General features: G+C 60.9%; 16 protein-coding genes. 12 read left to right on the top strand and 4 right to left on the bottom strand.

Features of this window, described 5'->3' with window-relative positions:
- Positions 1-51: 51 nt before the first annotated feature.
- From B9Z41_RS11810 to B9Z41_RS11820, 3 genes are read left to right on the top strand one after another with little or no spacing between them, the layout of a single operon-like run.
- Complete coding sequence (locus B9Z41_RS11810; protein WP_100147276.1) at positions 52-996, top strand: MerR family transcriptional regulator; 945 nt, start codon at positions 52-54, stop codon at positions 994-996.
- Positions 997-1,006: 10 nt separating this feature from the next.
- Entirely contained in the window at positions 1,007-1,510 is a 504-nt protein-coding gene (gene rfaE2, locus B9Z41_RS11815) for a D-glycero-beta-D-manno-heptose 1-phosphate adenylyltransferase (protein ID WP_100147388.1), read from the top strand.
- A gap of 20 nt (positions 1,511-1,530) precedes the next feature.
- Positions 1,531-2,178 carry a DUF2238 domain-containing protein gene (locus B9Z41_RS11820; protein ID WP_100147389.1) on the top strand — a complete coding sequence of 216 codons (648 nt, stop codon included), beginning with the start codon at positions 1,531-1,533 and terminating at the stop codon, positions 2,176-2,178.
- Here the strand turns inward: B9Z41_RS11820 and glnE are convergent.
- Entirely contained in the window at positions 2,141-4,843 is a 2,703-nt protein-coding gene (glnE, locus tag B9Z41_RS11825) for a bifunctional [glutamate--ammonia ligase]-adenylyl-L-tyrosine phosphorylase/[glutamate--ammonia-ligase] adenylyltransferase (RefSeq protein WP_100147277.1), read from the bottom strand. The genes B9Z41_RS11820 and glnE overlap by 38 nt on opposite strands.
- A gap of 105 nt (positions 4,844-4,948) precedes the next feature.
- Between glnE and B9Z41_RS11830 the strand changes: the two genes are divergently transcribed.
- Genes B9Z41_RS11830 through B9Z41_RS11840 form a run of 3 tightly spaced genes read left to right on the top strand, consistent with a single transcriptional unit; the run spans position 4,949 to position 11,588 of the window.
- On the top strand, positions 4,949-8,944 hold the full coding sequence (locus B9Z41_RS11830) for a YhdP family protein (protein ID WP_233202654.1): 3,996 nt from the start codon (positions 4,949-4,951) through the stop codon (positions 8,942-8,944).
- Positions 8,944-10,932 carry a nitrogen regulation protein NR(II) gene (locus tag B9Z41_RS11835; protein ID WP_100147279.1) on the top strand — a complete coding sequence of 663 codons (1,989 nt, stop codon included), beginning with the start codon at positions 8,944-8,946 and terminating at the stop codon, positions 10,930-10,932. The genes B9Z41_RS11830 and B9Z41_RS11835 overlap by 1 nt, the downstream gene beginning before the upstream one ends.
- Positions 10,933-10,949: 17 nt before the next feature.
- On the top strand, positions 10,950-11,588 hold the full coding sequence (locus tag B9Z41_RS11840; protein WP_100147280.1) for a response regulator transcription factor: 639 nt from the start codon (positions 10,950-10,952) through the stop codon (positions 11,586-11,588).
- Positions 11,589-11,593: 5 nt separating this feature from the next.
- On the opposite strand, the gene B9Z41_RS17165 is transcribed toward B9Z41_RS11840, so the two are convergent.
- The gene (locus B9Z41_RS17165) at positions 11,594-11,749 is read right to left on the bottom strand and encodes a hypothetical protein (RefSeq protein WP_199172984.1); all 156 of its coding nucleotides are present in this window, start codon (positions 11,747-11,749) and stop codon (positions 11,594-11,596) included.
- Between B9Z41_RS17165 and B9Z41_RS11845 the strand changes: the two genes are divergently transcribed.
- From B9Z41_RS11845 to secF, 6 genes are all read left to right on the top strand, one after another.
- Positions 11,682-12,959, top strand: a complete 1,278-nt coding sequence (locus B9Z41_RS11845) for a murein transglycosylase A (protein WP_100147390.1) — start codon at positions 11,682-11,684, stop codon at positions 12,957-12,959. The genes B9Z41_RS17165 and B9Z41_RS11845 overlap by 68 nt on opposite strands.
- Positions 12,938-13,474, top strand: coding sequence for a hypothetical protein (locus B9Z41_RS11850; protein ID WP_100147281.1), 537 nt, complete (start codon positions 12,938-12,940; stop codon positions 13,472-13,474). The genes B9Z41_RS11845 and B9Z41_RS11850 overlap by 22 nt, the downstream gene beginning before the upstream one ends.
- Before the next feature lie 112 nt (positions 13,475-13,586).
- Positions 13,587-17,132, top strand: coding sequence for an indolepyruvate ferredoxin oxidoreductase family protein (locus tag B9Z41_RS11855; protein ID WP_100147282.1), 3,546 nt, complete (start codon positions 13,587-13,589; stop codon positions 17,130-17,132).
- Between the two features lie 104 nt (positions 17,133-17,236).
- Positions 17,237-17,569 (top strand): preprotein translocase subunit YajC, encoded by a 333-nt coding sequence (gene yajC, locus B9Z41_RS11860; RefSeq protein WP_100147283.1) that lies wholly within the window; start codon positions 17,237-17,239, stop codon positions 17,567-17,569.
- Positions 17,570-17,587: 18 nt separating this feature from the next.
- Positions 17,588-19,441 (top strand): protein translocase subunit SecD, encoded by a 1,854-nt coding sequence (gene secD, locus B9Z41_RS11865; protein ID WP_100147284.1) that lies wholly within the window; start codon positions 17,588-17,590, stop codon positions 19,439-19,441.
- A gap of 13 nt (positions 19,442-19,454) precedes the next feature.
- Entirely contained in the window at positions 19,455-20,411 is a 957-nt protein-coding gene (secF, locus tag B9Z41_RS11870; RefSeq protein WP_100147285.1) for a protein translocase subunit SecF, read from the top strand.
- A 9-nt stretch (positions 20,412-20,420) separates the two neighbouring features.
- On the opposite strand, the gene B9Z41_RS11875 is transcribed toward secF, so the two are convergent.
- Together B9Z41_RS11875 and dprA are read right to left on the bottom strand one after the other, a co-directional pair.
- Positions 20,421-20,903, bottom strand: a complete 483-nt coding sequence (locus B9Z41_RS11875) for a DUF494 family protein (protein WP_100147286.1) — start codon at positions 20,901-20,903, stop codon at positions 20,421-20,423.
- 63 nt (positions 20,904-20,966) lie between these two features.
- The gene (gene dprA / locus B9Z41_RS11880) at positions 20,967-22,136 is read right to left on the bottom strand and encodes a DNA-processing protein DprA (RefSeq protein ID WP_100147287.1); all 1,170 of its coding nucleotides are present in this window, start codon (positions 22,134-22,136) and stop codon (positions 20,967-20,969) included.
- Between the last annotated feature and the right edge of the window lie 63 nt (positions 22,137-22,199).

Raw genomic sequence — 22,199 nt, forward strand, 5'->3', positions numbered from 1 at the left:
ACAAAGCCAGAGCCCTCACCTTCCCCTCGGCAATTTTTACGCGACCCCCTCATGAACTTTCGTGCTGACTCTGCGCCTGTGCTGCTGTCGATCGCTGCGGTCGAGCGTGACACGGGCCTTGGCAAAGACACCTTGCGTGTCTGGGAGCGTCGCTATGGCTTCCCGACCCCCGGTCGCGATGCCTATGGCGAACGCACTTACCCGCTGGAGCAGGTCGAAAGGCTGCGCCTCATCAAGCGCTTGATGGACCAAGGTCAGCGTCCAGGCCGCATTGTGCCCTTGCCCACCGAAGACTTGCAGCGTTTGAGTCAGAGCCTTTATGCCGCGCCGCAGTCATGGGTTGTCATACCGGTGGATAGCCATCTCGATGCGTCGCATTACATGGGGTTGATTCGCAGCCACGACGCCGAGAGCTTGCGTACCCACCTCAAACAAGCCTTGGCGCACCTGGGGCTCAAGCAATTTGTCATCGATGTGGTGGCACCCGTCACCACCGCTGTGGGCGACGCGTGGATGCGCGGCGAGATCGAGGTGTTTGAAGAGCATGTCTACACCGAGTGCGTGTCGGCCTTGCTGCGTCAGGCCATGGATACCTTGGTGGACAGCAAAACCGAGGCTATCCCACGTGTCTTGTTGACCACTTTTCCGCAAGAGCCACATGGCTTGGGGTTGTTGATGGCGCAGAGCATGCTGGCTTTGCAAGGGGCGAGCTGCGTCTCGTTGGGCACGCAAACGCCGCTGCACGACATTGCCAAAGCCGCACAAGCCCATGCGGTGCATGTGGTGGCCTTGAGCTTTAGCGCCAGCATGAACCCCAAGCATGTGGTGGATGGTTTGAAAGAACTCTGCCTGCTCTTGCCCCCCACCACTGAAGTCTGGGCGGGCGGGCAAAACCCGGTGTTGCAACGGCGTCAGCACACGGGGGTGGTGTGTTTGCAAGGCTTGGCCCACATTGCCGCTGAGGTGCAGCGCTGGCGTGCTGAGCACGCCGCCTAAAATTGCGGCCATGACCGCCACCCCTCTTCCCCCCCCCGCTTTTTTATCCAAACTCACCTCACGTGCCGAGGCCGTGCAGCGGGTGGCCGCTTTGAAAGCCGTGGGTCCGGTGGTCTTCACCAACGGCGTGTTTGACGTGCTGCACCGAGGGCATGCCACCTACTTGGCGCAAGCCCGCTCTTTGGGCACGAGCTTGGTGGTGGCGCTCAACAGCGATGCGTCTGCACGACGCTTGGGCAAAGGCCCGGATCGGCCGCTCAATGCCGAGGCCGATCGTGCGGTGTTGATGGCGGCGCTCGAATCGGTGAGCCTGGTGACGTGGTTTGACGAAGACACGCCGCTGGAACTCATCACCGAGTTGCGCCCCGACATCTTGGTCAAAGGTGGCGACTACGACATGGCCAAGCTGGCCGAGACCCGCGTGGTGCAAGCCTATGGCGGGCGTGCACTGGCGATTCCTTTTGTCGATGGCTACTCCACCACGGCGTTGGTCAACAAAATACGTGCGCAGTGACCCCCGAGGCTGCTCCCACCATGCCCACCTCCCGCACCCCATCGTTGCTTGTTGCTGTGGCAGTGTTGTCTTGCGGCCTGCTCTGGTCAGGCGTCAACGCGTATGACGTGCCCACATGGTGGCTGGAAGTGTTGCCGGTTTTCATGGCGCTGCCATTGCTGTGCGCCACCTACAAAAATCTTCCTCTCACCACGCTGGTGTACGTCGGCATCTTTGTGCACGCCTGGGTGTTGATGGTGGGTGGCATGTACACCTATGCCCGCGTGCCATTGGGTTTTGAGATGGCCGAATGGCTGGGCTTGCACCGCAACCCCTACGACAAGGTGGGCCACTTTTTCCAGGGGTGTGTGCCCGCGCTGGTGGCGCGCGAAATCTTGCAGCGTGGCGCCTACGTGCAGGGGCGCAAGATGCTGGCTTTCTTGGTGGTCTGCGTGGTGTTGGCGGTCAGTGCCAGTTATGAGCTACTGGAGTGGGCCGCCGCCATGGCACTGGGGCAAGGCGCGGATGAATTCTTGGCCACCCAAGGCGACCCGTGGGACACACAGTCCGACATGCTGTTTGCCCTGATCGGGGCCAGTACGTCACTGCTGGTGTTCTCGGGGCTGCACGACCGACAAATGGCCCGTTTGTCTAAGTGCCAAACACCGTTGCCCACAAGCGAACAATAGCCGAGCGTTCGTTTTCTAGGGTGTGCGCGTCCACTTGTGTGGGTTGCTCATCCAGCCGTGCGGTGTGCTGCACTTTGCGCAACTCACGGTAGGCATCGGCGGCTGCCACACCCACACCGGGCGGCAGCAAACCGGCTGCTTCGGCGTTGTGCAGCAGCGCAATATTGCCCAGGTTGGCGCTCAAGCTGGGATGGGTATGGGAATAAGCCAGCACCAGGTACTGCACCGCAAACTCCACATCGACCATGCCCCCGGTGCTGTGCTTGACATCAAACAACCCTGCCTTGACAGGCCGCGCCGCACGCAGCTTGTCGCGCATGGCTTGAATCTCTTGTGCCAGCGCCGCGTGATCACGCGGCGCATGGATGACGCTACAGCGCACGGCTTCAAAGCGCGTGCGCAACTCAGGCGACCCCAAGCAGCAGCGTGCCCGTGTCATGGCTTGGTGCTCCCAAGTCCAGGCCGTGTTGCTGCCACGCTGAGCTTGGTAGCTGGCATAGGCCTCAAAGGTGGTGACCAGCAAACCGGAATTGCCGTTGGGACGCAAGGCGGTGTCAATCTCGTACAAGTCGCCTTCGCCTGTTTTCACCGTCAACCAGTTGATCAGTTTGCGCACAAAGGCGGCATAAATTTCGCCCGCTTGTTCGTGCGGGTCTTCGTAGACAAACACGATGTCAAGGTCGCTGCCATAGCCCAGTTCTTTGCCGCCCAATTTGCCGTAACCGACGATGGCAAACAAGGGTTCGTCGCGGTGGCGCTGCTTCAAGCGTTGCCAAACCCAGCGGCTGGTGACTTTGAGCATGGTGTCGGCCAACGCGCTCAGGTCATCGGCCACTTGCTCGACCGTCAGGCTGCCTTCCACGTCACGTGCCAAGGTGCGAAAAATCTCGCCATGGTGTGCGCGACGAAGCAGGTTCAACAACGATTCGTCGTCGTCTTGCTCCACGTTGTGCAAGGCGGCGCGGCGTTGTTCGAGCTCGTCTTCAAAGCCCACGGGGTCAAAGCGCTCGTGCAACAAAGCCTCGCTGGCCAGCTCATCGATCACACCGGGGTGTTGCAGCAAATAGCGCGCAGGCCAACGTGCGGCGCCCAACAAGCGCAGCAATTGTTCGTGCACACGTGGCCGCTCCATCAGCAAGGCCAGGTAACTTTCGCGGCGCAGCAACGGCTCCATCCAGTCGCACCAGCGCACGGCGGCATCTTCGCTGGCGTGTCCTTCCAGCACCCATTTCTGGGTGCGTTGCAGCAACTTGAGCAAGCGCTGGCGACCGTCTTCGCGCAAAGCGCGTATGCGTGGGTGGTCGGGCCAGTCAGCCACGCGTGCGCGCAAACGTTCGCTGAGGTGCGGCAGCAGACTCTCCAGGTCAGGGCAGTCGAGCCCGTTGCTCTGGTTGCATCCTTTGCAGTCTTTGCCGTGCTTGTTTTTCGGGGCGCTGTCTTGACCCAGCAAACGGTCAAACTCTTGCGCAACCAATTCGCGGTGGCCGTCGAGCTGGATCAAAAAGTCACACACATCGCCAAAGCCCAAGGTCAGCGAAATCCAGTTCAGGTCGGCATCTTGGGTCGGCAGCAGGTGGGTTTGCTGGTCGTCTAAGTACTGAATGCGGTGCTCGACTTGGCGTAAAAACACATAAGCCTTGGCCAGTGCTTCGGCGGTCTGGGTCGGCATGAGCTTGGCTTGTACCAAGCGTTGCAAGGCTTGCAGGGTGGGGCGTGTGCGCAGTTCGGGGAATTGGCCACCACGCACCACTTGCAGCAGTTGCACGGTGAATTCAATTTCGCGAATGCCACCACGCGACAGCTTGACGTCGTTGGCGCGCTCGGGACGTCCTGCGCTGCGTTTGGCGGAGTGGTTGCGAATTTGTTGATGCAGCCCGCGCAAGGCTTCGAACACGCTGTAGTCCAGGTAACGGCGAAAAACAAAGGGCAACACGGTGTCGCGCAAATCTTGTGCCGAAGCTTGCGCATTGGCCGGTGCCACCACGCGGCTTTTGAGCCAGGCAAAGCGTTCCCACTCGCGGCCCTGCACCAAAAAATATTCCTCCAACGCACTGCGTGAGACCACACTCGGGCCCGAATTGCCGTTGGGGCGCAAGGCCAAATCCATCCGGAACACAAAGCCATGCTCGGTGGTGTCGCCAATCAGGCTGTAAATCACCTTCACCGCTTTGGCAAAGTAGTCGTGGTTGCTGATGCGCCCGCGTCCGTCGGGCAAGCCCGTGGTGTCGCCGTCCTCGTCGTACACATAAATCAAGTCAATGTCGCTGGACACATTGAGCTCGCGCGCCCCCAGCTTGCCCATGCCGATCACCCACAGCACGGCACGTTGGCTGTTGGGTGTCATAGGGGCGCCGTATTGCGCATCCAGTTGCGTGCAGGCTTCTTGGTAGGCCACGTCCAGGGCCAGCTCGGCCAGCTCGGTCATGGCGCGCGTGACCACCGACAACTCGGCATGTTGGGCGCAGTCAAGCACCACCAGGCGCTCCATCACCAGTTGACGCAAGATGCGTAGCGCCTCACCGCAACCGTGCTGTTGGCGCAAGGCAGCCAGGCACGTTTGCATGCTGGCCATCACCGGCTCACCTGGGGGCAACCATCCCATGTCGGCCTGGTAGCGGCGGCGAATACGTTGAACAAAGCGGGAGTAAGCGCTCAGGTCGTTCATCGAGGGGGGGATAATTCCGGTCACGTCGCTTTCACCATGAAACAGTTGTCCAATTTGTCAGAGTCCACCCCTCACATAAGTACCCCGCGGTCAGCGTGGTCGCGCTTGCTCACGGTTGTCGCATGGTGTGTCGGCGTGGTGTGTGTCACCGTCGTGGTTGCCTGGGCTGCTCTGCACGCTTTGATTGTGCCGCGAATCAACGATTACCGTGAGTTGTTGCAGCAGCAGGCCACGCGCGCCATCGGCACGCGCGTCGAGATTGGCCACATCCGTGCGCAGGGTGGTTGGCTGGTGCCCAGCTTTGAAGTGAGCGACATCTTGCTGTTTGACGCCCAAGGCCAAGAGGCCTTGCGCTTGCCGCGCGTGTTGGCTGCCTTGTCATTGCGCTCCGTGTTGCAAGGCGGGTTTGAGCAGTTGGCGATTGACCAACCCGAACTCGACATTCGCCGCGATGTCAACGGACAGCTCTGGGTCGCTGGTTTGAGCACACAAGCGTCGGGTGACGGCAGTGGTGCTGATTGGTTTTTTTCGCAGCATGAGTTTGTGGTCACGCAAGGTCTGGTGCGTTGGCGTGACCAAAGCCGTTTGGGTGAAGACGCGCCGGTGTTGACCCTGAGCCATGTTGATCTGGTGGTGAAGAACCAATGGAACGGCCACGACTTGCGCATCGACGCCACACCGCCCGAGGCGCTGGGTCAGCGTGTCTCGGTACGCGGCAAGTTTCACCAGGCCCCTTGGGGGCGTCCTGGCGATGTGGCGTCATGGACGGGCGAGGTGTTTGCTGACATGCCGTATGTCGATGTGTCCACCTTGCGTCAGTGGTTGCCCATGGCGCAGGGGGTGTCGGTGCAAGAAGGTCGTGGCGCGGTGCGTGTGTGGGTCGATGTGACCCATGGCCAGCCGGCCGGTGTGGCTGCCGATGTGGCGCTGGAGGCGGTGGATGTGCATCTGGGGGCTGAACTCAAAGCGTTGCGTCTGCGCCATGTGCATGGCCGACTGGGGGCCAAGTGGCAAAACACAGGTCCGAACCAGGAGGTGGAAGTCAACAGCCAGGACCTGGTGTTTGACACCGAAGAGGGCGAACGCTGGCCCGGTGGCGTGGTGCGCGTCAGCTGGCAAGGCGACGACTTGCATGCGGGGGCCTTGAGCGCCGATCAACTGGACCTGGAGGCGCTGGCCCAAATCGGCCAACGTTTGCCCCTGCCCGAGACCTGGCGCGCTGTGTTGGCGCGCGTTCAGCCCAAAGGCCACGTCGACAAATTACAAGCCAGTTGGAACACCCGTGGCAGCGCCACGACCCCCCCAGCGCTGACCTACACGCTGCGCGCTGGCGTGCGCGACTTGCATCTGTTGCGTGACACCATGGCGGGCAGCCCGCTGGCGGACATGCCCGGCATGCATGGCGCGCAGGTAGACATTGACCTGAACCAGCAAGGCGGCAAAGCGCAGCTCAAAATTCAGCAAGGCAGCGTCACCCTGCCACTTGGTTTGGACGATCCCCACTTGGTGTTCGATGACGCCTCGGCACAGTTTGCTTGGCAGCAGCGCGGGGAGCAGCTCTCGGTGCAAGTCACCCAGGCCCAATTGGCCAATGCCGATGTGGCAGGTGACTTCAGTGGCAGTTGGAAAACAGGTGAAGGCAGTCAGCGCTTGCCGGGTGTGTTGGATCTGACGGCCAACATCAGCCGTGCCCAGGCGGCCCAAGTGCACCGCTACTTGCCCAACAGCTTGCCCTTGGAGGTGCGCAGCTACGTGCGCGACGCGGTGCAACAAGGGGTGGCCAGCAAAACTAAGTTGCGCATCCGTGGTGACTTGAAAGACTTGCCCTTTGACAACCCCAAGCTGGGCGAGTTGCGCATCTCCACCCAAATTGACCAGGGTCGTTATGCCTACGTGCCCGTGCCCAAAGGCACCCGCGCACCCGCCGCCAGCAACTGGCCAGCACTCACGGAGCTCAGTGGCGAGTTGGTGTTTGACCGCAGCGCCTTGCACTTCAAAGGCAGCAGCCAGTTGGAAGGCGCTGACAAAGTGCCATGGCAAAAGGTGGAGGCTCACATTGCCAACTTGGCCCGACCCGAGCTCAACGTCACAGGCGAGGCGCGTGGGCCGTTGAGCGATGTGTTGGGGCTGATCTCCCGCACCGCTTTCAACGACTTGACGGGCGACGTGCTGACTGGCAGCCAAGGGTCTGGCCTTGCCAGCTACAAGCTCAGTTTGAAGTTGCCACTGGATGCGCTGCGTAAATCCAAGGTGCAGGGCAGCGTGACGTTCGAGGGCAACGAGCTGCAAGTCATGGCGGGCACGCCCGTGTTGAGCGCTGTCAAGGGCGCCTTGCAGTTCAGCGAGCAAGGCTTCAAGCTCAAAGACCTCAAGGCACGGGCCCTGGGGGGCGATGCACAAATCGAGGGGGGGTTGGCAGTGGGCACACCCTCGGGCGACTCGCCCTTGCAGCTCAAGATCAAAGGCCGTGTCAGCGCCGAAGGCTTGCGTCAAGCCCGCGAGCTGGGTTGGGTCACACGCATGGCGCAACACAGCAGCGGCAGTGCGGCCTATGACTTGACCCTGGGCCTGCGTCGCGGCCAGCCTGAGTTGTTGATCAACAGCGATTTGCGTGGCCTGGCCTTGGCGCTGCCCGCACCGTTGAACAAGGCAGCAGCCACGGCTTTGCCGTTGCGTGTGTCCATGCAGCTCACCCGCGAGTCCTTGCTGCCCAAGGCCAAATTGCTGCAAGACCAAATCAATGTCAGCCTGGGCCGTGTGGTGGCCTTGAGTTATGTGCGTGACCTCAGTGGCGACCAGCCCCAGGTCCTGCGAGGCGGCATTGCCGTGGGCCAAGCGGTGAGCGACAACGTGCCCTTGCGCGACAAAGGCGTGAGCCTGAACTTGCAGTTGCCCGCCTTCGATGTGGACGCTTGGGGTGACGCGGTGGGGCAGCTCACCGGTGTGCCCGCGCGCGATGCCTTGCGTGCCCCTTCGGCCATCAAGCCGCTGGGCAGCGCCGCCGAGGCGGGCAATGCCCAAGACTATGTGCCCACCTTCTTGGCTTTGCGCGCAGACCTGCTCACGGTCAGCGAGCGGGTGCTGCACAACGTGGTGGTGGGGGGCACCCACCAAGGCGAGGTGTGGCGTTTGAACATGCATGCCGATGAGCTCAATGGTTCGGCCGAAGTGCGTTTGGCCAGTGGCAACACCCCGGCCCAATTGTTGGCACGTTTGAGTTACCTCAACATCCCGCCCAGCCTGGTGCCTGACGTGGAGCGCATGCTCAGCGAACAACCCAGCAGCATTCCGGCCTTGGACATCGTGGTGGACGACCTGACCGTGCGCAACAAAAAGCTGGGGCGCCTGGAAATTCAAGCCGTCAACCGCACGGGCAGCAATGCATCACGTGAATGGCGCTTGAACAAACTCAACCTCACCATGCCCGAGGCCAGCTTCACCGCCAGTGGCAACTGGGCCGCAGACGGCCCCAGCGTGCGGCGCACCCAGCTGAGCTTTGTGATGGATGTGAACGACAGTGGTCAACTGCTGGCGCGCTTGGGAACACCCGACGCGATTCGCGGTGGCAAGGGCCGCCTGGAGGGGCAGGTGTCTTGGCGTGGCTCCCCCATCACGCTGGACTACGCCAGCATGTCGGGCAAGCTCAACATGGCGATTGAAAAAGGGCAGTTCCTCAAAACCGAACCCGGTGCAGCCCGGCTGCTGGGCGTGTTGAACTTGCAGGCCTTGCCGCGTCGCCTGAGCCTGGACTTCAGCGACATCTTCAGCGACGGTTTTGCGTTTGACTTTGTGCGCGGTGATGTGCGCATTGACCAAGGCGTGGCCTTCACCAACAACTTGCAAATGAAGGGTGTGGTGGCAGGCGCTTTGATTGAAGGACGGGCTGACTTGGCGCGCGAGACCCAAGACCTCAAGGTGGTGGTGGTGCCCGAGATCAATGCAGGCACCTACTCGCTCTACATGGCCACCATCAATCCCTTGGTGGGCCTGACCTCGTACCTGGCCCAATTGATTTTGGCCAAACCGCTGGTGCGCGCCAACACGCGTGAGTTCCACATTGATGGCACCTGGGTCAACCCCCGTGTGACACAGGTCGAGTGATGCCGTTTCCTGCGGGTACGTTGTTGCGTCGTTGGGCCCTGTGGCTGCTGCTGGTGTTGCTGGTGCTGTCAATGCTCAGCACCCTGGTGTGGCTGGCCGGGCGCTACGAGGTGAGCCAGGTGCAAAGTCGCATCGAGCGTGATGCGTCAGACGCAGTGAGCGACATTCGCGCCGCTTTGACGCGCAATGTGCAGACCTTGCAGACTTTGCAATTTGTCGACCACACGCAGCGGCCTTGGCCACAAGAAGCGGCGAACTTGTTGCGTGAACACCGCGAGTGGCTGCGGCTGGAGTGGCGTGACCCAGATTTGCGCGTGATCGCAGCAGCAGACACCCCTTTTCGGGCCCCTGTGTTTGCCAAGTTTGGGCGCTCCTCGCGTCAACCCGAGGTGGTGCAGGCCTGCGCTGTGGCGCGCCGTCAAAGTGGACCCGGCTATGGCGTGAGCAACTATGTGCCACAAAACGATGGCTTGGGGCTGGAGATCATGGACCTGTGTCTGCCCGTGCTCTCCGACGGCCAACTCACTGGCTACACCGTGGCCAGTTATGCCCTGAACGAAATACTCGCTGGCATGGTCGGGCCACAACTCACCCGCAGCCAAGAGGTGTCGTTCACCGAGTCCGATGGCACGCGACTGGCCAAGTTTGGCACGCCACGGCGTGGTAGCCGCGTCTTCACTGCGCAGCAACTGCTCGACTTGCCGGGACACGCCATGGTGTTGCGTTTGGACAGCTGGCGTGCGGCACCCGATTTGTTTCCCAACGTGCTCACCGCCTTGGTGACCGCCATGGCGATTGCGCTGGTCACCGTGTTGATCATGCTGGCGCGCGACATGCGGCGTCGCCAACGCGTGGAGTCTGACCTCGCCGACGCCCTGGCCTTTCGCAAAGCCATGGAAGACTCGTTGGTCACGGGCTTGCGCGCGCGTGACAACCAGGGGCGCATCACCTATGTGAACCCGGCGTTTTGCGAGATGGTGGGCTTCAGCGCCAAAGAGCTGTTGGGTCATGGCATACCGGCCCCGTACTGGCCGCCCGAGATGATTGATGAGTACGGCCAGCGCCAAGCCTTGCGCTTGGCGGGCAATGCGCCGCCGCGAGAAGGCGTGGAGTCGGTCTTCATGCACAAAAACGGTCAACGCATTGCGGTGTTGATTTTTGAGGCCCCGTTGATCAACGCCCAAGGCCAGCAAACAGGCTGGATGAGTGCCGTGCTCGACATCAGCGAACAGCGCCGTGTGGAAGAGCTCTCGCGTGCCAGCCAAGAGCGCTTGCAAGCCACCGCCCGATTGGCCACGGTGGGTGAGATGGCGTCGTTGTTGAGCCACGAACTCAATCAACCGCTGGCGGCTATTTCCAGCTATGCCACGGGCAGCATGAACTTGCTGCAAGACGTGGCGCTGCAAGACCCTACCTTGGCCGACATGCTGGGCAGCGCGATTCAGCGCATTGGCCAGCAGGCCGAACGTGCGGGTCGGGTCATCAAGAGTGTGCATGACTTCGTGCGCCGCCGTGACCAAGCCCGTGAAGCGGTGTTGCCGCTCACCTTGCTCGACAACGTGATGCCCTTGATCATTTTGCAAGCGCGCAAGTTGGGGGTCCGTGTGGTGGTGCGTTGCCCGCAGACCCTGCCTGCCGTGCTGTGCGACCGCACCATGGTCGAGCAGGTGCTGCTGAATTTGGCGCGTAATGCCATGCAAGCCATGGCCGAAGACACCTCAGACAAAGTGCTCACCCTGACTGTGCGCCCTGCCGCATCCAACGCAGTGAGCCGTTGGATGGAGTTCTTGGTCACCGATGTGGGGCCCGGCATCGCGCCTGCGGTGGCTGAAAAACTCTTCACCCCATTCTTCACCACCAAAGCGGAGGGCATGGGCTTGGGCCTGAGCCTGTGCCGCACCGTGGTGGAACAACACGGTGGTTTGCTCAGCCACTGCGACCACACGCCCCGTGGCACGGTGTTCAGCTTCACCTTGCCTCAAGCCTGATTTCCAAGGACCTCACCATGCAACCTTCCGAAGACGCTCTGGTATTCATCGTGGATGACGATGCCGGTGTGCGTGAAGCTTTGGCTTGGCTACTGCGTTCGCGACGTTTACCCAGCGAGTCGTTTGACAGCGCCGATGCCTTTTTTGAGTTCCTCAACACCCCGCCCCACACGGCGTGGTTGCCCAGCCAGCCAGGTTGTTTGCTGCTGGATGTGCGCATGCCTGGCATGAGTGGGCTGGCCTTGTTCGAGCACTTGATCGAACGCAAATTGCTGGATGTGTTGCCGGTGATTTTTTTGACCGGTCACGCCGATGTGCCGACCGCCGTGGATGCGGTCAAGCGCGGCGCGTTTGATTTTTGTGAAAAACCGTTTTCAGACAACGCCCTGGTCGACCGCATCGAGCAAGCCTTGCAACGCTCGGCCAGCACCTTGCAAATCCAGCGCGCCAAACAGACCTTGCAACAGAGCTTGGCTGATTTGACGGACCGTGAACGTGATGTGATGCGTTTGGTGGTCGAGGGCTTGCCCAACAAACTGATTGCCGATCAGCTCGACATCAGTGTGCGCACGGTCGAAGTTCACCGCGCCCGCGTGTTTGACAAGATGGCCGTCAAGTCAGCGGTGGAGCTGGCCAATTTGTTGCGTGGCGAGTGAGGGGCTCAACGCGTGTGGGTGTCGTCTGGGGGCGTGAGATGCGGTGCTTGCTCGCTGGCCTCTTCGTGCTCGGCTTCGCTGCGCCCTGAAAACATGGTCCACCACACGATCAACACCAAAATGCAACCCGCGCCCAGGGCTTCGAGCAAAATCAACAGCATGAAACAACTCCTGTGGCGTGTGGCATCGGCGCTGATTGTAGGAAGCCTGGTGGCCTGTGGTTCTGCGCCGCGGCAGCAGGCGGTGGTGGACGACTATGCGCGCCCAACGCCCAGTGCGCCAGCCGTTGCCTCCCCACGCGCTGACACGCCTCGCGCCAGCGGTGCGCTGGCGGGCTTGCCCGGCACACCCAGCCCGCAACAGGCCTACCGCAGTCGCTGGGTGTTGGCCTCGTGGAACGATTTGCCAGGTTGGCCCGACGACCCACTGCATGAAGCTTGGAATGCGTGGCTGCAAAACTGCGAACGTCCCGGCCCCTTGTTTGGCCCGTTGTGTCCTGACGTGCGGCAATTGCTGCTGGCCAGTGACGACGACCGTCGCTTGTGGATGATGGCGCACTTGCAGCCCTACCGCGTCGAGTCGCTGGATGGGGCGCCAGACGGCTTGCTCACCAGTTATTACGAACCCCTGTTCGACGCGTCGGCGCAGCGTCGCCCAGGCTTTGAGGTGCCGCTGTATGCGCCACCGGAGGGCTTGGCCGAGTTGCGTCGTGCCGGGCGCATGTGGTTCACGCGCCAAGAGATTGACACCCTGCCCCAAGCCCAAGAAGCTTTGCGGGGACGCGAAGTCGCTTGGTTGGCCGACCCGATAGATGCCTTGGTGTTGCACATTCAGGGCTCGGGCCGCGTGCGCATCACCGACGCCAACGGACAGGTGCGCGTGGTGCGCTTGGCGTTTGCGGGCTCGAACGAACAACCCTACCAAAGCGTGGGCCGCTGGTTGCTGGACCGGGGCTTGATTCGTGATGCCTCTTGGCCGGGGATCAAAGCCTGGATCAGCAGCACCCAAAGTAGCAACCCGCGCTTGGTGCAGGAGATGTTGTGGAGCAATCCGCGCTATGTGTTTTTCCAGCCAGAGCAGCGCAGCGCGGCCGATGCCGACCTGGGGCCACGTGGCGCGCAGGGTGTGCCCTTGACGCCGGGCCGCTCCATCGCGGTGGACAAAGACTCGGTGCCCTATGCCACGCCGCTGTGGCTGAGCTCTCGTGGCGCCAGCGCCAATTTGCAACGCATGGTGTTCGCCCAAGACACGGGCAGCGCCATCGTGGGTGCTGTGCGCGCTGACTACTTTGCGGGCACGGGTGCTGAAGCCGGTGAGCTGGCCGGTCGTGTGAAACAAAATTTGCGCCTGTGGGTGCTGTGGCCGAGGTAGACATGGGCATCAAGCAATTCAATGGCGAGTGGGTGTCACAGGAAGACCGGGTGCTGTTTCGCTTCAACACCCACGAGAACGAAGAGTTCTGCGTGTGGCTCACGCGTCGCATGGTGCAAGGTGTGTTGCAGGGCGCGCAGCAGTTGACGCTCAAGAGTTTGGAAAAAACCCACAGCCCAGAAGTGGCCCAGGTGGTGCAAGCGTTTCAGCAACAGTCGGTGGCCCAGCAGGTGAAGTTCAGTCAAAGTTACGAGCCAGCGACGCAAAAACCACTGGGGGAGCAGCCGCTGCTGGTCAAGGGCTTGGTGATGAACCTGGTGGAAGACCAAACCCAAATCGAGTTTCAGTTGGTCAACGGCCAAAGCGTGAATCTGTCTTTGGTACCCCATGTGTTGCAAGTGATGGTGACCTTGCTCAACAAGCTGCAACAGACCGCAGGCTGGGGCGTTGGTTTGGACGCCTTAGAGCCAAGTGCAGAGCCCGTGGCGACGCCACCTTCGCACCACGTTCACTGACACATGACACGCCAAGCGGTCGACCTCTGGTGCGCCACATAGGCGGCTCCAACGCAGGTGCGCGTGCAGGCCTACACTTTGCGCACATGACCAGAACTTCAGGAGCATTGCGATGAACGCACCTCTGCCCGAGCACATTCGCCGCGCACTCGACAGCGTCACCTTAGACGACAAGTACAGCCTCGACGTAGGCCGTGCGTTCATGAGTGGTGTGCAAGCCTTGGTCAAGCTGCCCATGCTGCAACGCCAGCGCGATGCCCTGCAAGGCAAAAACACCGCCGGTTTCATCAGTGGTTACCGTGGTTCGCCTTTGGGTGGCTATGACCAGGCTTTGTGGAAGGCCAAGTCGTATTTGCAGGCGCAGCACATCGTGTTTCAGCCGGGTGTGAACGAAGAGTTGGCCGCCACGGCTTTGTGGGGCACCCAACAGTTGGGCTTTGCCCCACCAGGCAGCAACAAGTTCGACGGTGTGTTTGGCATTTGGTATGGCAAAGGCCCCGGTGTGGACCGTTGCGCCGATGTGTTCAAGCACGCCAACATGGCGGGCACCACGGCCTGGGGCGGCGTGCTGGCCGTGGCGGGCGACGACCATGTGGCCAAAAGCTCCACGGCGGCGCACCAGAGCGACCATATTTTCAAAGCCTGTGGCACCCCGGTGTTCTTTCCCTCCAGCGTGCAAGACATTTTGGATTTGGGCTTGCATGCCATTGCCATGAGCCGCTTCTCGGGTCTGTGGTCGGGCATGAAGACGATTCAAGAAATTGTGGAGTCCAGTGCCACCGCCGTGATCGACCCCGCGCGCGTGAACATCGTGCTGCCCGAGTTCGAGATGCCGCCCGGCGGCCTGCACATCCGCTGGCCCGACGACGCGCTGAGCCAAGAGGCGCGTTTGTTTGACTACAAGTGGTACGCCGCGCTGGCCTATGTGCGCGCCAACCGCCTGAACTACAACGCGATCGAAGGCCCGAACGACCGCTTCGGCTTGATCGCCAGTGGCAAGGCCTACAACGACACCCGTCAGGCCTTGCTCGATTTGGGGCTGGACGACGCCACCTGCCAACGGGTGGGCATTCGCTTGCACAAGGTCAGCGTGGTGTGGCCGCTGGACGCACAGCTCACGCGCGAGTTCGCCACTGGCTTGCAAGAAATATTGGTGGTGGAAGAAAAACGCCAGGTCATCGAATACCAGCTCAAAGAAGAGCTCTACAACTGGCGTGCCGATGTGCGCCCCCATGTGCTGGGCAAGTTCAACGAGGTGGAAGGGGACTTCTCGGGCGGCGAATGGTCGCAACCCAACCCCAGCGCCAACACTTTGCTGAGAGCCAACGCCGACTTGAATCCGGCGTTGATTGCCAAGGCCATTGCGCAGCGCTTGAAAAAACTCGGGCTCGATGCCGACACCCAAGCCCGCGTGGATGCGCAACTGGCCATCCTCAGCGCCAAAGAGCGCGCCATGCAGGTGGTCGAGGTCAAGGCCGACCGACAACCTTGGTTTTGCTCGGGCTGCCCGCACAACACCTCCACGCGTGTGCCCGAAGGCTCGCGCGCCATGGCGGGTATTGGTTGCCACTTCATGGTGTTGTGGATGGACCGCAGCACCAGCGGCTTCACCCAAATGGGCGGCGAAGGCACGCCCTGGGTGGGGCAGCAGCCTTTTGTGAACGACACCCACATGTTTGCCAACATGGGGGACGGCACCTACTTTCACAGCGGCATCTTGGCGATTCGCCAAAGCATTGCCGCGGGTGTGAACATCACCTACAAAATTTTGTACAACGATGCCGTGGCCATGACCGGCGGCCAGCCGGTGGGTGAACGCCCCGAGGGCCACAGCGTGCTGCAAATTGCGCACAGCATGAAGGCCGAAGGCGCGCAGCGCATCGTGGTGGTAACGGATGAACCCGATAAATACGATGGCGCGGATTTGGGGGCTGGTGTGGCGGTGTTTCACCGCGACGAACTCGACCGCGTCCAGCGTGAGATGCGCGAGATCAAAGGTTGCACCATCATCATCTACGACCAAACCTGCGCCACCGAAAAACGCCGCCGTCGCAAACGCGGCACGATGGTGGACCCCGCGGTGCGCGTGGTGATCAACGACTTGGTGTGTGAAGGCTGCGGCGACTGCGGCGTGCAAAGCAACTGCCTGAGCGTGGAGCCGCTCGAGACCGAGTGGGGCCGCAAACGCACCATCAACCAAAGCACCTGCAACAAAGACACCAGTTGCTTGAAAGGCTTTTGCCCCAGCTTTGTCACGGTGGAAGGCGGCCAGTTGAAAAAGAAGGCCAAAGGCGTGACGGCCTTGGCCTACCCCAACCCCGAATTACCAGAGCCCAACCTGCCGCCACTCGACCATGCCTGGGGCATGGTGGTGGCAGGTGTGGGCGGCACAGGCGTGATCACCATCGGCCAGTTGCTGGGCATGGCGGCGCACATCGAGGGTAAGGGCATCGTCACCCAAGATGCCGCGGGCTTAGCGCAAAAAGGCGGCGCCACTTGGAGCCATGTGCTGATTGCCAACGACCAAGACGCGATCCGCACCACCCGTGTGAGCTTGGCGTCTGCCGACTTGATCCTTGGCTGTGACCCCATCGTCACAGCGGGCAAAGAAACCTTGCAACGCATGCGCGCAGGCCGCACCCATGTGGCTCTGAATGCCTACAGCACGCCCACGGCGGCGTTCGTCAAAAACACCGACTGGCAAAACCCTGCCGAGCAATGCGTGGCTGAGATTGCACACACCGTGGGCGCAGAGGGCTTGAGCGTGTTCGACGCCAACCGCGTGGCCCTACAGACCTTGGGCGACAGCATCTTTGTCAACCCCATGATCTTGGGCTACGCGTGGCAAAAGGGCTGGGTGCCTCTGGGGCATGAGGCTTTGATGCGTGCCATGGAACTCAACGATGTGGCGGTGGCTCAGAACCAAACGGCGTTTGAGTGGGGCCGTCAATGTGCACACGACTGGGCGGCGGTGCAAACCGCGTTGGCACCTTCTCAAACCGTGCAATTTCACAAGCCCGCGGGTGTGGATGACGTGATTGCGAGGCGTGTAGCATTTCTGACCGACTACCAAAACGCCGCCTATGCCGCGAGCTACCTCGGCGCGGTAGAGCGTGTGCGTGCGGCCGAGGCCGCGCTGCACAAAACTTCGCTCACCGAGGCGGTGTCACGTAACCTCTTCAAGCTGATGGCCTACAAGGACGAGTACGAGGTGGCGCGCTTGCACACCGATGCGGCGTTCTTACAAAAAATCAAGGGCATGTTTGAAGGCGACTACACCCTCAACTACCACTTGGCCCCGCCCTTGATCGCCAAGACCAATGCCAAAGGCGAGTTGCAAAAGCAAAAGTTTGGCCCGGCCATGTTGACGGGTTTCAAGCTGCTCCAGCACTTCAAGGTCTTGCGCGGTACGCCCTTGGATATCTTTGGTTACAGCGAGGAGCGCCGCACCGAACGTGTCTTGATCGACGAGTACCGCGCCACGCTGGACACGGTGCTGGCCAAGCTCACGCCAGACAACCACGCACTGGCGCTTGAGCTGGCGCGGGTGCCCGAGCAGATCAAGGGCTTTGGCCATGTGAAGGCGCGCAACTTGGCGGCGGCGCGCAGCAAGTGGGACGGGTTGCTGACGCAGTGGCATGCACAGGCCCTGGTGTAATCAGGGTCGCCAGAGGGCTGAGCGCCCGCCGCATACAATCCCCGGCTGGCCTGCTGGGGTGCGTTTTGCGCCTTGGTGGGAGCCCTTCTATTTGGAGTTCCACCGTGTTCATTTCTTCTGCTTTTGCCCAAACCGCACCTGCTGCCTCTGCTGGTGGCGACATCATGTCTTCGCTCACCGGCATGTTGCCTTTGGTGTTGATGTTCGTGGTCTTGTACTTCGTGATGATTCGTCCCCAAATGAAGCGTCAAAAAGAACACAAGTCCATGATCGACGCGCTCGCCAAAGGCGATGAAGTGGCGACCGCTGGCGGTCTGTTGGGCAAAGTCACCAAGCTGGGTGACACCACCTTGAGCGTGGAGATTGCCACCGGCGTCGAAGTGCAGCTGCAGCGCAGCGCTGTGGTGCAAGTGTTGCCCAAAGGCACGGTCAAGTAACTTCACTTCAAAGCGATCATGAACCGTTACCCGTTCTGGAAATACGCGATCATTTGCATCGCTTTGTTGGTGGGCTGTGTCTACACACTGCCCAACTTTTTTGGTGAAGCTCCGGCGGTGCAAGTCTCGTCGGGCAAGGCCAGTGTCAAGGTCGATCAGGCGGTGCAAGAGCGCGTGCAAGAGGCGCTCAAGGCCGCAGGCATCACCCCCGATGTGTTGACGCTGGAGAGCGGTTCGCTCAAAGTACGCTTTGACAACACCGACACCCAACTCAAAGCCAAAGACGCCATTCAGCATGCGTTGGTGCCCGACGCCAATGACCCCACCTACGTGGTGGCGCTCAACCTGTTGTCGCGTTCACCGGCCTGGTTGTCGTCGTTGAACGCTGCGCCCATGTACCTGGGGCTGGATTTGCGTGGTGGCGTGCACTTCATGCTGCAAGTCGACATGCCCGCCGCGTTGACCAAGAAAACCGAATCGCTGGCGGGCGACATCCGCACCACCTTGCGTGAAAAGAATGTGCGCCACAGCGGCATCAGCCGCAACGGTCAGACCATTGAGGTGCGCTTTCGTGAGATGGCGACCTTGGAGTCCGCCCAGCGCGTGATCCAAGACCAGTTTGCCGATTTGCAAACCACCAGCGCCCCAGACGGTGCCGACTTCAAACTCAGCGCCACCATCAACCCGGTGGCAGCACGCCGCGTGCAAGAGCAGGCGATCAAACAAAACATCACCACCTTGCACAACCGCATCAACGAACTCGGCGTGGCCGAACCGGTGATTCAGCAGCAAGGCACCGACCGCATCGTGGTGCAACTGCCTGGCGTGCAAGACACGGCCAAGGCCAAAGATATTTTGGGCCGTACCGCCACGCTGGAAATCCGCATGGTTGATGAAAGCGCCGAAGCCCGTGCCGCCGAGCTAAGCAACGCCCCTGTGCCCTTTGGCACCGAGCGTTTCTTGGAGCGCAACGGCCAAGCGGTGATCGTGAAGAAGCAAGTTATCTTGACCGGCGAGAACTTGACCGACGCCCAGCCCGGCTTTGACAGCCAGAGCCAAGAAGCGGCGGTGCACCTGACGCTCGACGCCAAGGGCGCGCGCATTTTCAAAGACGTGACCCGCGAGAGCGTGGGCAAGCGCATGGCTATCTTGCTGTTTGAAAAAGGCAAGGGCGAGGTGGTGACGGCCCCCGTGATTCGCAGTGAAATTGGCGGTGGCCGGGTGCAGATTTCGGGCCGCATGAGCACGGTAGAAGCCAATGACACAGCGTTGCTGTTGCGCGCGGGCTCGTTGGCTGCACCGATGGAGATCATCGAAGAACGCACCATTGGCCCAAGCCTAGGTGCTGAGAACATCGCCAAAGGTTTCGATTCGGTCACTTGGGGATTTGTGGCTGTGACGGCCTTCATGTGCGCGTACTACATGCTGTTTGGCGTGTTCTCCAGCGTGGCCTTGGCAGTGAACCTGTTGTTGTTGGTGGCTGTGCTGTCCATGCTGCAAGCCACCCTGACCCTGCCGGGCATGGCTGCCATGGCCTTGGTGCTGGGCATGGCGATTGACGCCAACGTGCTGATCAACGAACGCGTGCGTGAAGAGTTGCGCAATGGCGCATCCCCGCAGTCGGCCATTCACGCCGGGTACGACCGCGCCTGGGCGACCATTTTGGACTCCAACGTCACCACCTTGATCGCTGGTTTGGCGCTGCTGGCTTTTGGTTCCGGCCCCGTGCGTGGATTTGCGGTGGTGCATTGCTTGGGCATTTTGACCAGCATGTTCTCGGCCGTGTTCTTCTCGCGTGGCTTGGTCAACGTTTGGTATGGCCGCCAAAAGAAATTGCAAACCGTGTCCATTGGCACGGTGTGGCGCGCTTAAAAAAGGAACTCACGTGGAATTTTTTAAGATTCGCAAAGACATCCCGTTCATGAAGAACGCGATTGCGTTCAACGCGATCTCGTTCATCACCTTCCTCGCGGCGGTGTTCTTTTTGTTCAGCCGTGGCTTGCACCTGTCGGTCGAGTTCACGGGCGGCACGCTGATGGAAGTCAGCTACAGCCAAGCAGCAGACCTGAATGTGGTGCGCGACCAAATTGCCAAGCTCGGCTTGAACGATGTGCAAGTGCAAAACTTTGGCACCGCACGCGATGTGATGATTCGCATGCCCGCCGTGAAGGGCCAAAGTTCAGCCCAACAAAGCGAGCAGGTGTTGACCGCTTTGAAAGCCACCGACACCAACATTCAGCTGCGCCGCACCGAATTTGTGGGCCCTCAAGTGGGCGACGAGTTGGCCATCGATGGCTTGAAGGCCTTGGCCTTTGTGGTGGTGGGCATCATGATTTATTTGGCCATGCGCTTCGAGTGGAAGTTTGCAGTCGCTGCCATCATTGCCAACTTGCACGACGTGGTCATCATCCTGGGCTTCTTCGCGTTCTTCCAGTGGGAGTTTTCGCTACCCGTGCTGGCGGCGGTGTTGGCGGTGCTGGGGTACTCGGTCAACGAGTCGGTGGTGATTTTTGACCGGATTCGCGAGAACTTCCGCCGCTACCGCAAGATGAACACGGTCGAGATCATCGACAACGCCATCACCTCCACCATCAGCCGCACCATCATCACCCATGGTTGTACCCAGCTCATGGTGTTGTCGATGTTGCTGTTTGGTGGCGCCACCCTGCATTACTTTGCGCTGGCGCTCACCATCGGCATTTTGTTTGGCATTTACTCGTCGGTGTTTGTGGCGGCTGCGATTGCCATGTGGCTGGGCATTCGTCGCGAAGACTTGATCAAGCACACCGGGCCCAAAACACCGGGTGACCCGGACGACGAAAACGCAGGGGCGGTGGTTTAACGGCAGCCCTCAGTGCGCCACGCGGTGGTGGTCGTCGCACAGCTCATCGAGCACCAAGGCATCGGGCTCTAGCCCGACGCTCCAATACACCATCAGCACGATGATCTTGAGGTCATCCAAAGACACGGGTTGTCCGGGCACCGCCATGGCGCGGTCAATCACGATCTCACGCATGTGGGCCGAGAGCACGCCAGCAGATTCTAAAAAATTGACGAACCCTAACGACTCGGCGCCCAAGTGGTCTTGCTCGGCCACAGAATAAATGCGCAGGCTGTGTGCAGATTCAGGGTGTGTTTCGGGTGCGCTTTGGCTGATGTCGATCAGCTCGGTGTTGTGCGATGCGAGGTTCAACCCGGCCAGCCAATGCAGGGCTTGTTGGATGTCGTCTGACTCAAACCCAACGGCGCTCAGTTTGCGGCCCAGTTGTTGCAACTCAGGACACGCATCGCCTCGCCAGTAGTTTTCATAGACGAATACGAGCACTTCAAACATGGCTTCAATATACCTGCTTTTATGGCGTGACTTGCGCAAATATGTGCGTGTTGTTGCATGTGTTCACGCGCCGCCCAAACGCTGAAACAAACCACCCGGCAAGCGTGCCAGCAGGCCTTCTAGTTCGAGGTTGAGCAACTGTGCTTGCAGAGTGGCGGTGTCCAAGCCGCAGCGCGCTTGCAAAGCATCCAGGCTCACAGGGGAATAACCCAGTTCGTGTAGCAGTGCGCTAGCAGCGTCGTGCGTGGCTGTGCTGCTTTTGTCATGGGTTGCGCTGACGGTTTGTGTTTCCCACAGGGCTTGCGCGGGTTGCCATTGCAGCTCTTCCAGCACGTCTTGCGCTGTCTCGACCAACTTGGCGCCTTGGCGAATCAATGCATGGCAGCCGTGCGATTGAGGGGAGTGGATGGAGCCCGGAATGGCCAGCACCTCACGTCCCACATCGAGCGCCAAACGTGCGGTGATGAGCGAGCCCGATTGCAAAGCTGCCTCCACCACCAAAGTGCCCAAGCCGAGGGCTGCAATGAGGCGGTTGCGTTTTGGAAAGTTGGCGGCCAAGGGCGGAGTGCCCAGCGGGTACTCGCTGATCAAGACGCCGTGTTGGGCAATGTCTGCGGCTAAGGCGTGGTGCTGGCGCGGGTACACGCGGTCCAGGCCCGTACCCACGACTGCCACGGTGCGCCAAGGCGCTGCCTTGGCTCTGTGAGGCGGCGTGTGGAGCGCCTCATGCAAGGCCCCTCGGTGCGCCGCACCATCCACGCCTAGCGCCAAGCCCGAGACCACCGTGAGACCTGCCGCACACAAGGCCTGGCCAAATTGTTCGGCGGTCTGTGCACCTTGTGGGGTAGGGTTGCGACTGCCCACCACGGCGATGGCGCTGCTCAGGGTGCCTTCGATTTGGCCTTGCGCATACAGCATCAGGGGTGGGTCAGCCAGGTCAAGCAAGGCTGGTGGGTAATGCGCGTCGCCCAAGGTCCACAGGGCATGCCCTGTGTGTGGCGTGGCGTGGGCGAGCCACTGCTGTGTGCGCACGCATTGAAGCGCCACTTCGTGGGGCTCTTGCAACAAGGCCTGTGTTTGTTTGGCGCTGACCACTTGGCGCAACGCAGTCTCGGTTTGGGTGAAGATGGCTTGTGGACTGCCAAAGCAGGCCAGCAAGCGCCGTGCCGCGTCGTTGCCGACGCCATCGGTCAAGCTCAAGCGCAGCCAAGCGCGCAGTTCGTCGTGGTTCATGTGGCACTCTCCTGTGTTGCTGAAAAGCATTCTGAGAAGGCCTGATGTGCGGGTGCATGCGTG

This window comes from Limnohabitans sp. JirII-31, assembly GCF_002778315.1.
Lineage (GTDB): Bacteria > Pseudomonadota > Gammaproteobacteria > Burkholderiales > Burkholderiaceae_C > Limnohabitans.

Bases quoted from the DNA above. Each gene is read 5' to 3' on its own strand.
- rfaE2 (WP_100147388.1), top strand. From the start codon at position 1,007: ATGACCGCCACCCCTCTTCCCCCCCCCGCTTTTTTATCCAAACTCACC.
- secD (WP_100147284.1), top strand. From the start codon at position 17,588: ATGAACCGTTACCCGTTCTGGAAATACGCGATCATTTGCATCGCTTTG.
- dprA (WP_100147287.1), bottom strand. From the start codon at position 22,136: ATGAACCACGACGAACTGCGCGCTTGGCTGCGCTTGAGCTTGACCGAT.
- B9Z41_RS11845 (WP_100147390.1), top strand. From the start codon at position 11,682: ATGGTCCACCACACGATCAACACCAAAATGCAACCCGCGCCCAGGGCT.
- B9Z41_RS11835 (WP_100147279.1), top strand. From the start codon at position 8,944: ATGCCGTTTCCTGCGGGTACGTTGTTGCGTCGTTGGGCCCTGTGGCTG.
- glnE (WP_100147277.1), bottom strand. From the start codon at position 4,843: ATGAACGACCTGAGCGCTTACTCCCGCTTTGTTCAACGTATTCGCCGC.
- B9Z41_RS17165 (WP_199172984.1), bottom strand. From the start codon at position 11,749: ATGCTGTTGATTTTGCTCGAAGCCCTGGGCGCGGGTTGCATTTTGGTG.
- B9Z41_RS11855 (WP_100147282.1), top strand. From the start codon at position 13,587: ATGAACGCACCTCTGCCCGAGCACATTCGCCGCGCACTCGACAGCGTC.
- B9Z41_RS11820 (WP_100147389.1), top strand. From the start codon at position 1,531: ATGCCCACCTCCCGCACCCCATCGTTGCTTGTTGCTGTGGCAGTGTTG.
- B9Z41_RS11840 (WP_100147280.1), top strand. From the start codon at position 10,950: ATGCAACCTTCCGAAGACGCTCTGGTATTCATCGTGGATGACGATGCC.
- B9Z41_RS11875 (WP_100147286.1), bottom strand. From the start codon at position 20,903: ATGTTTGAAGTGCTCGTATTCGTCTATGAAAACTACTGGCGAGGCGAT.
- B9Z41_RS11810 (WP_100147276.1), top strand. From the start codon at position 52: ATGAACTTTCGTGCTGACTCTGCGCCTGTGCTGCTGTCGATCGCTGCG.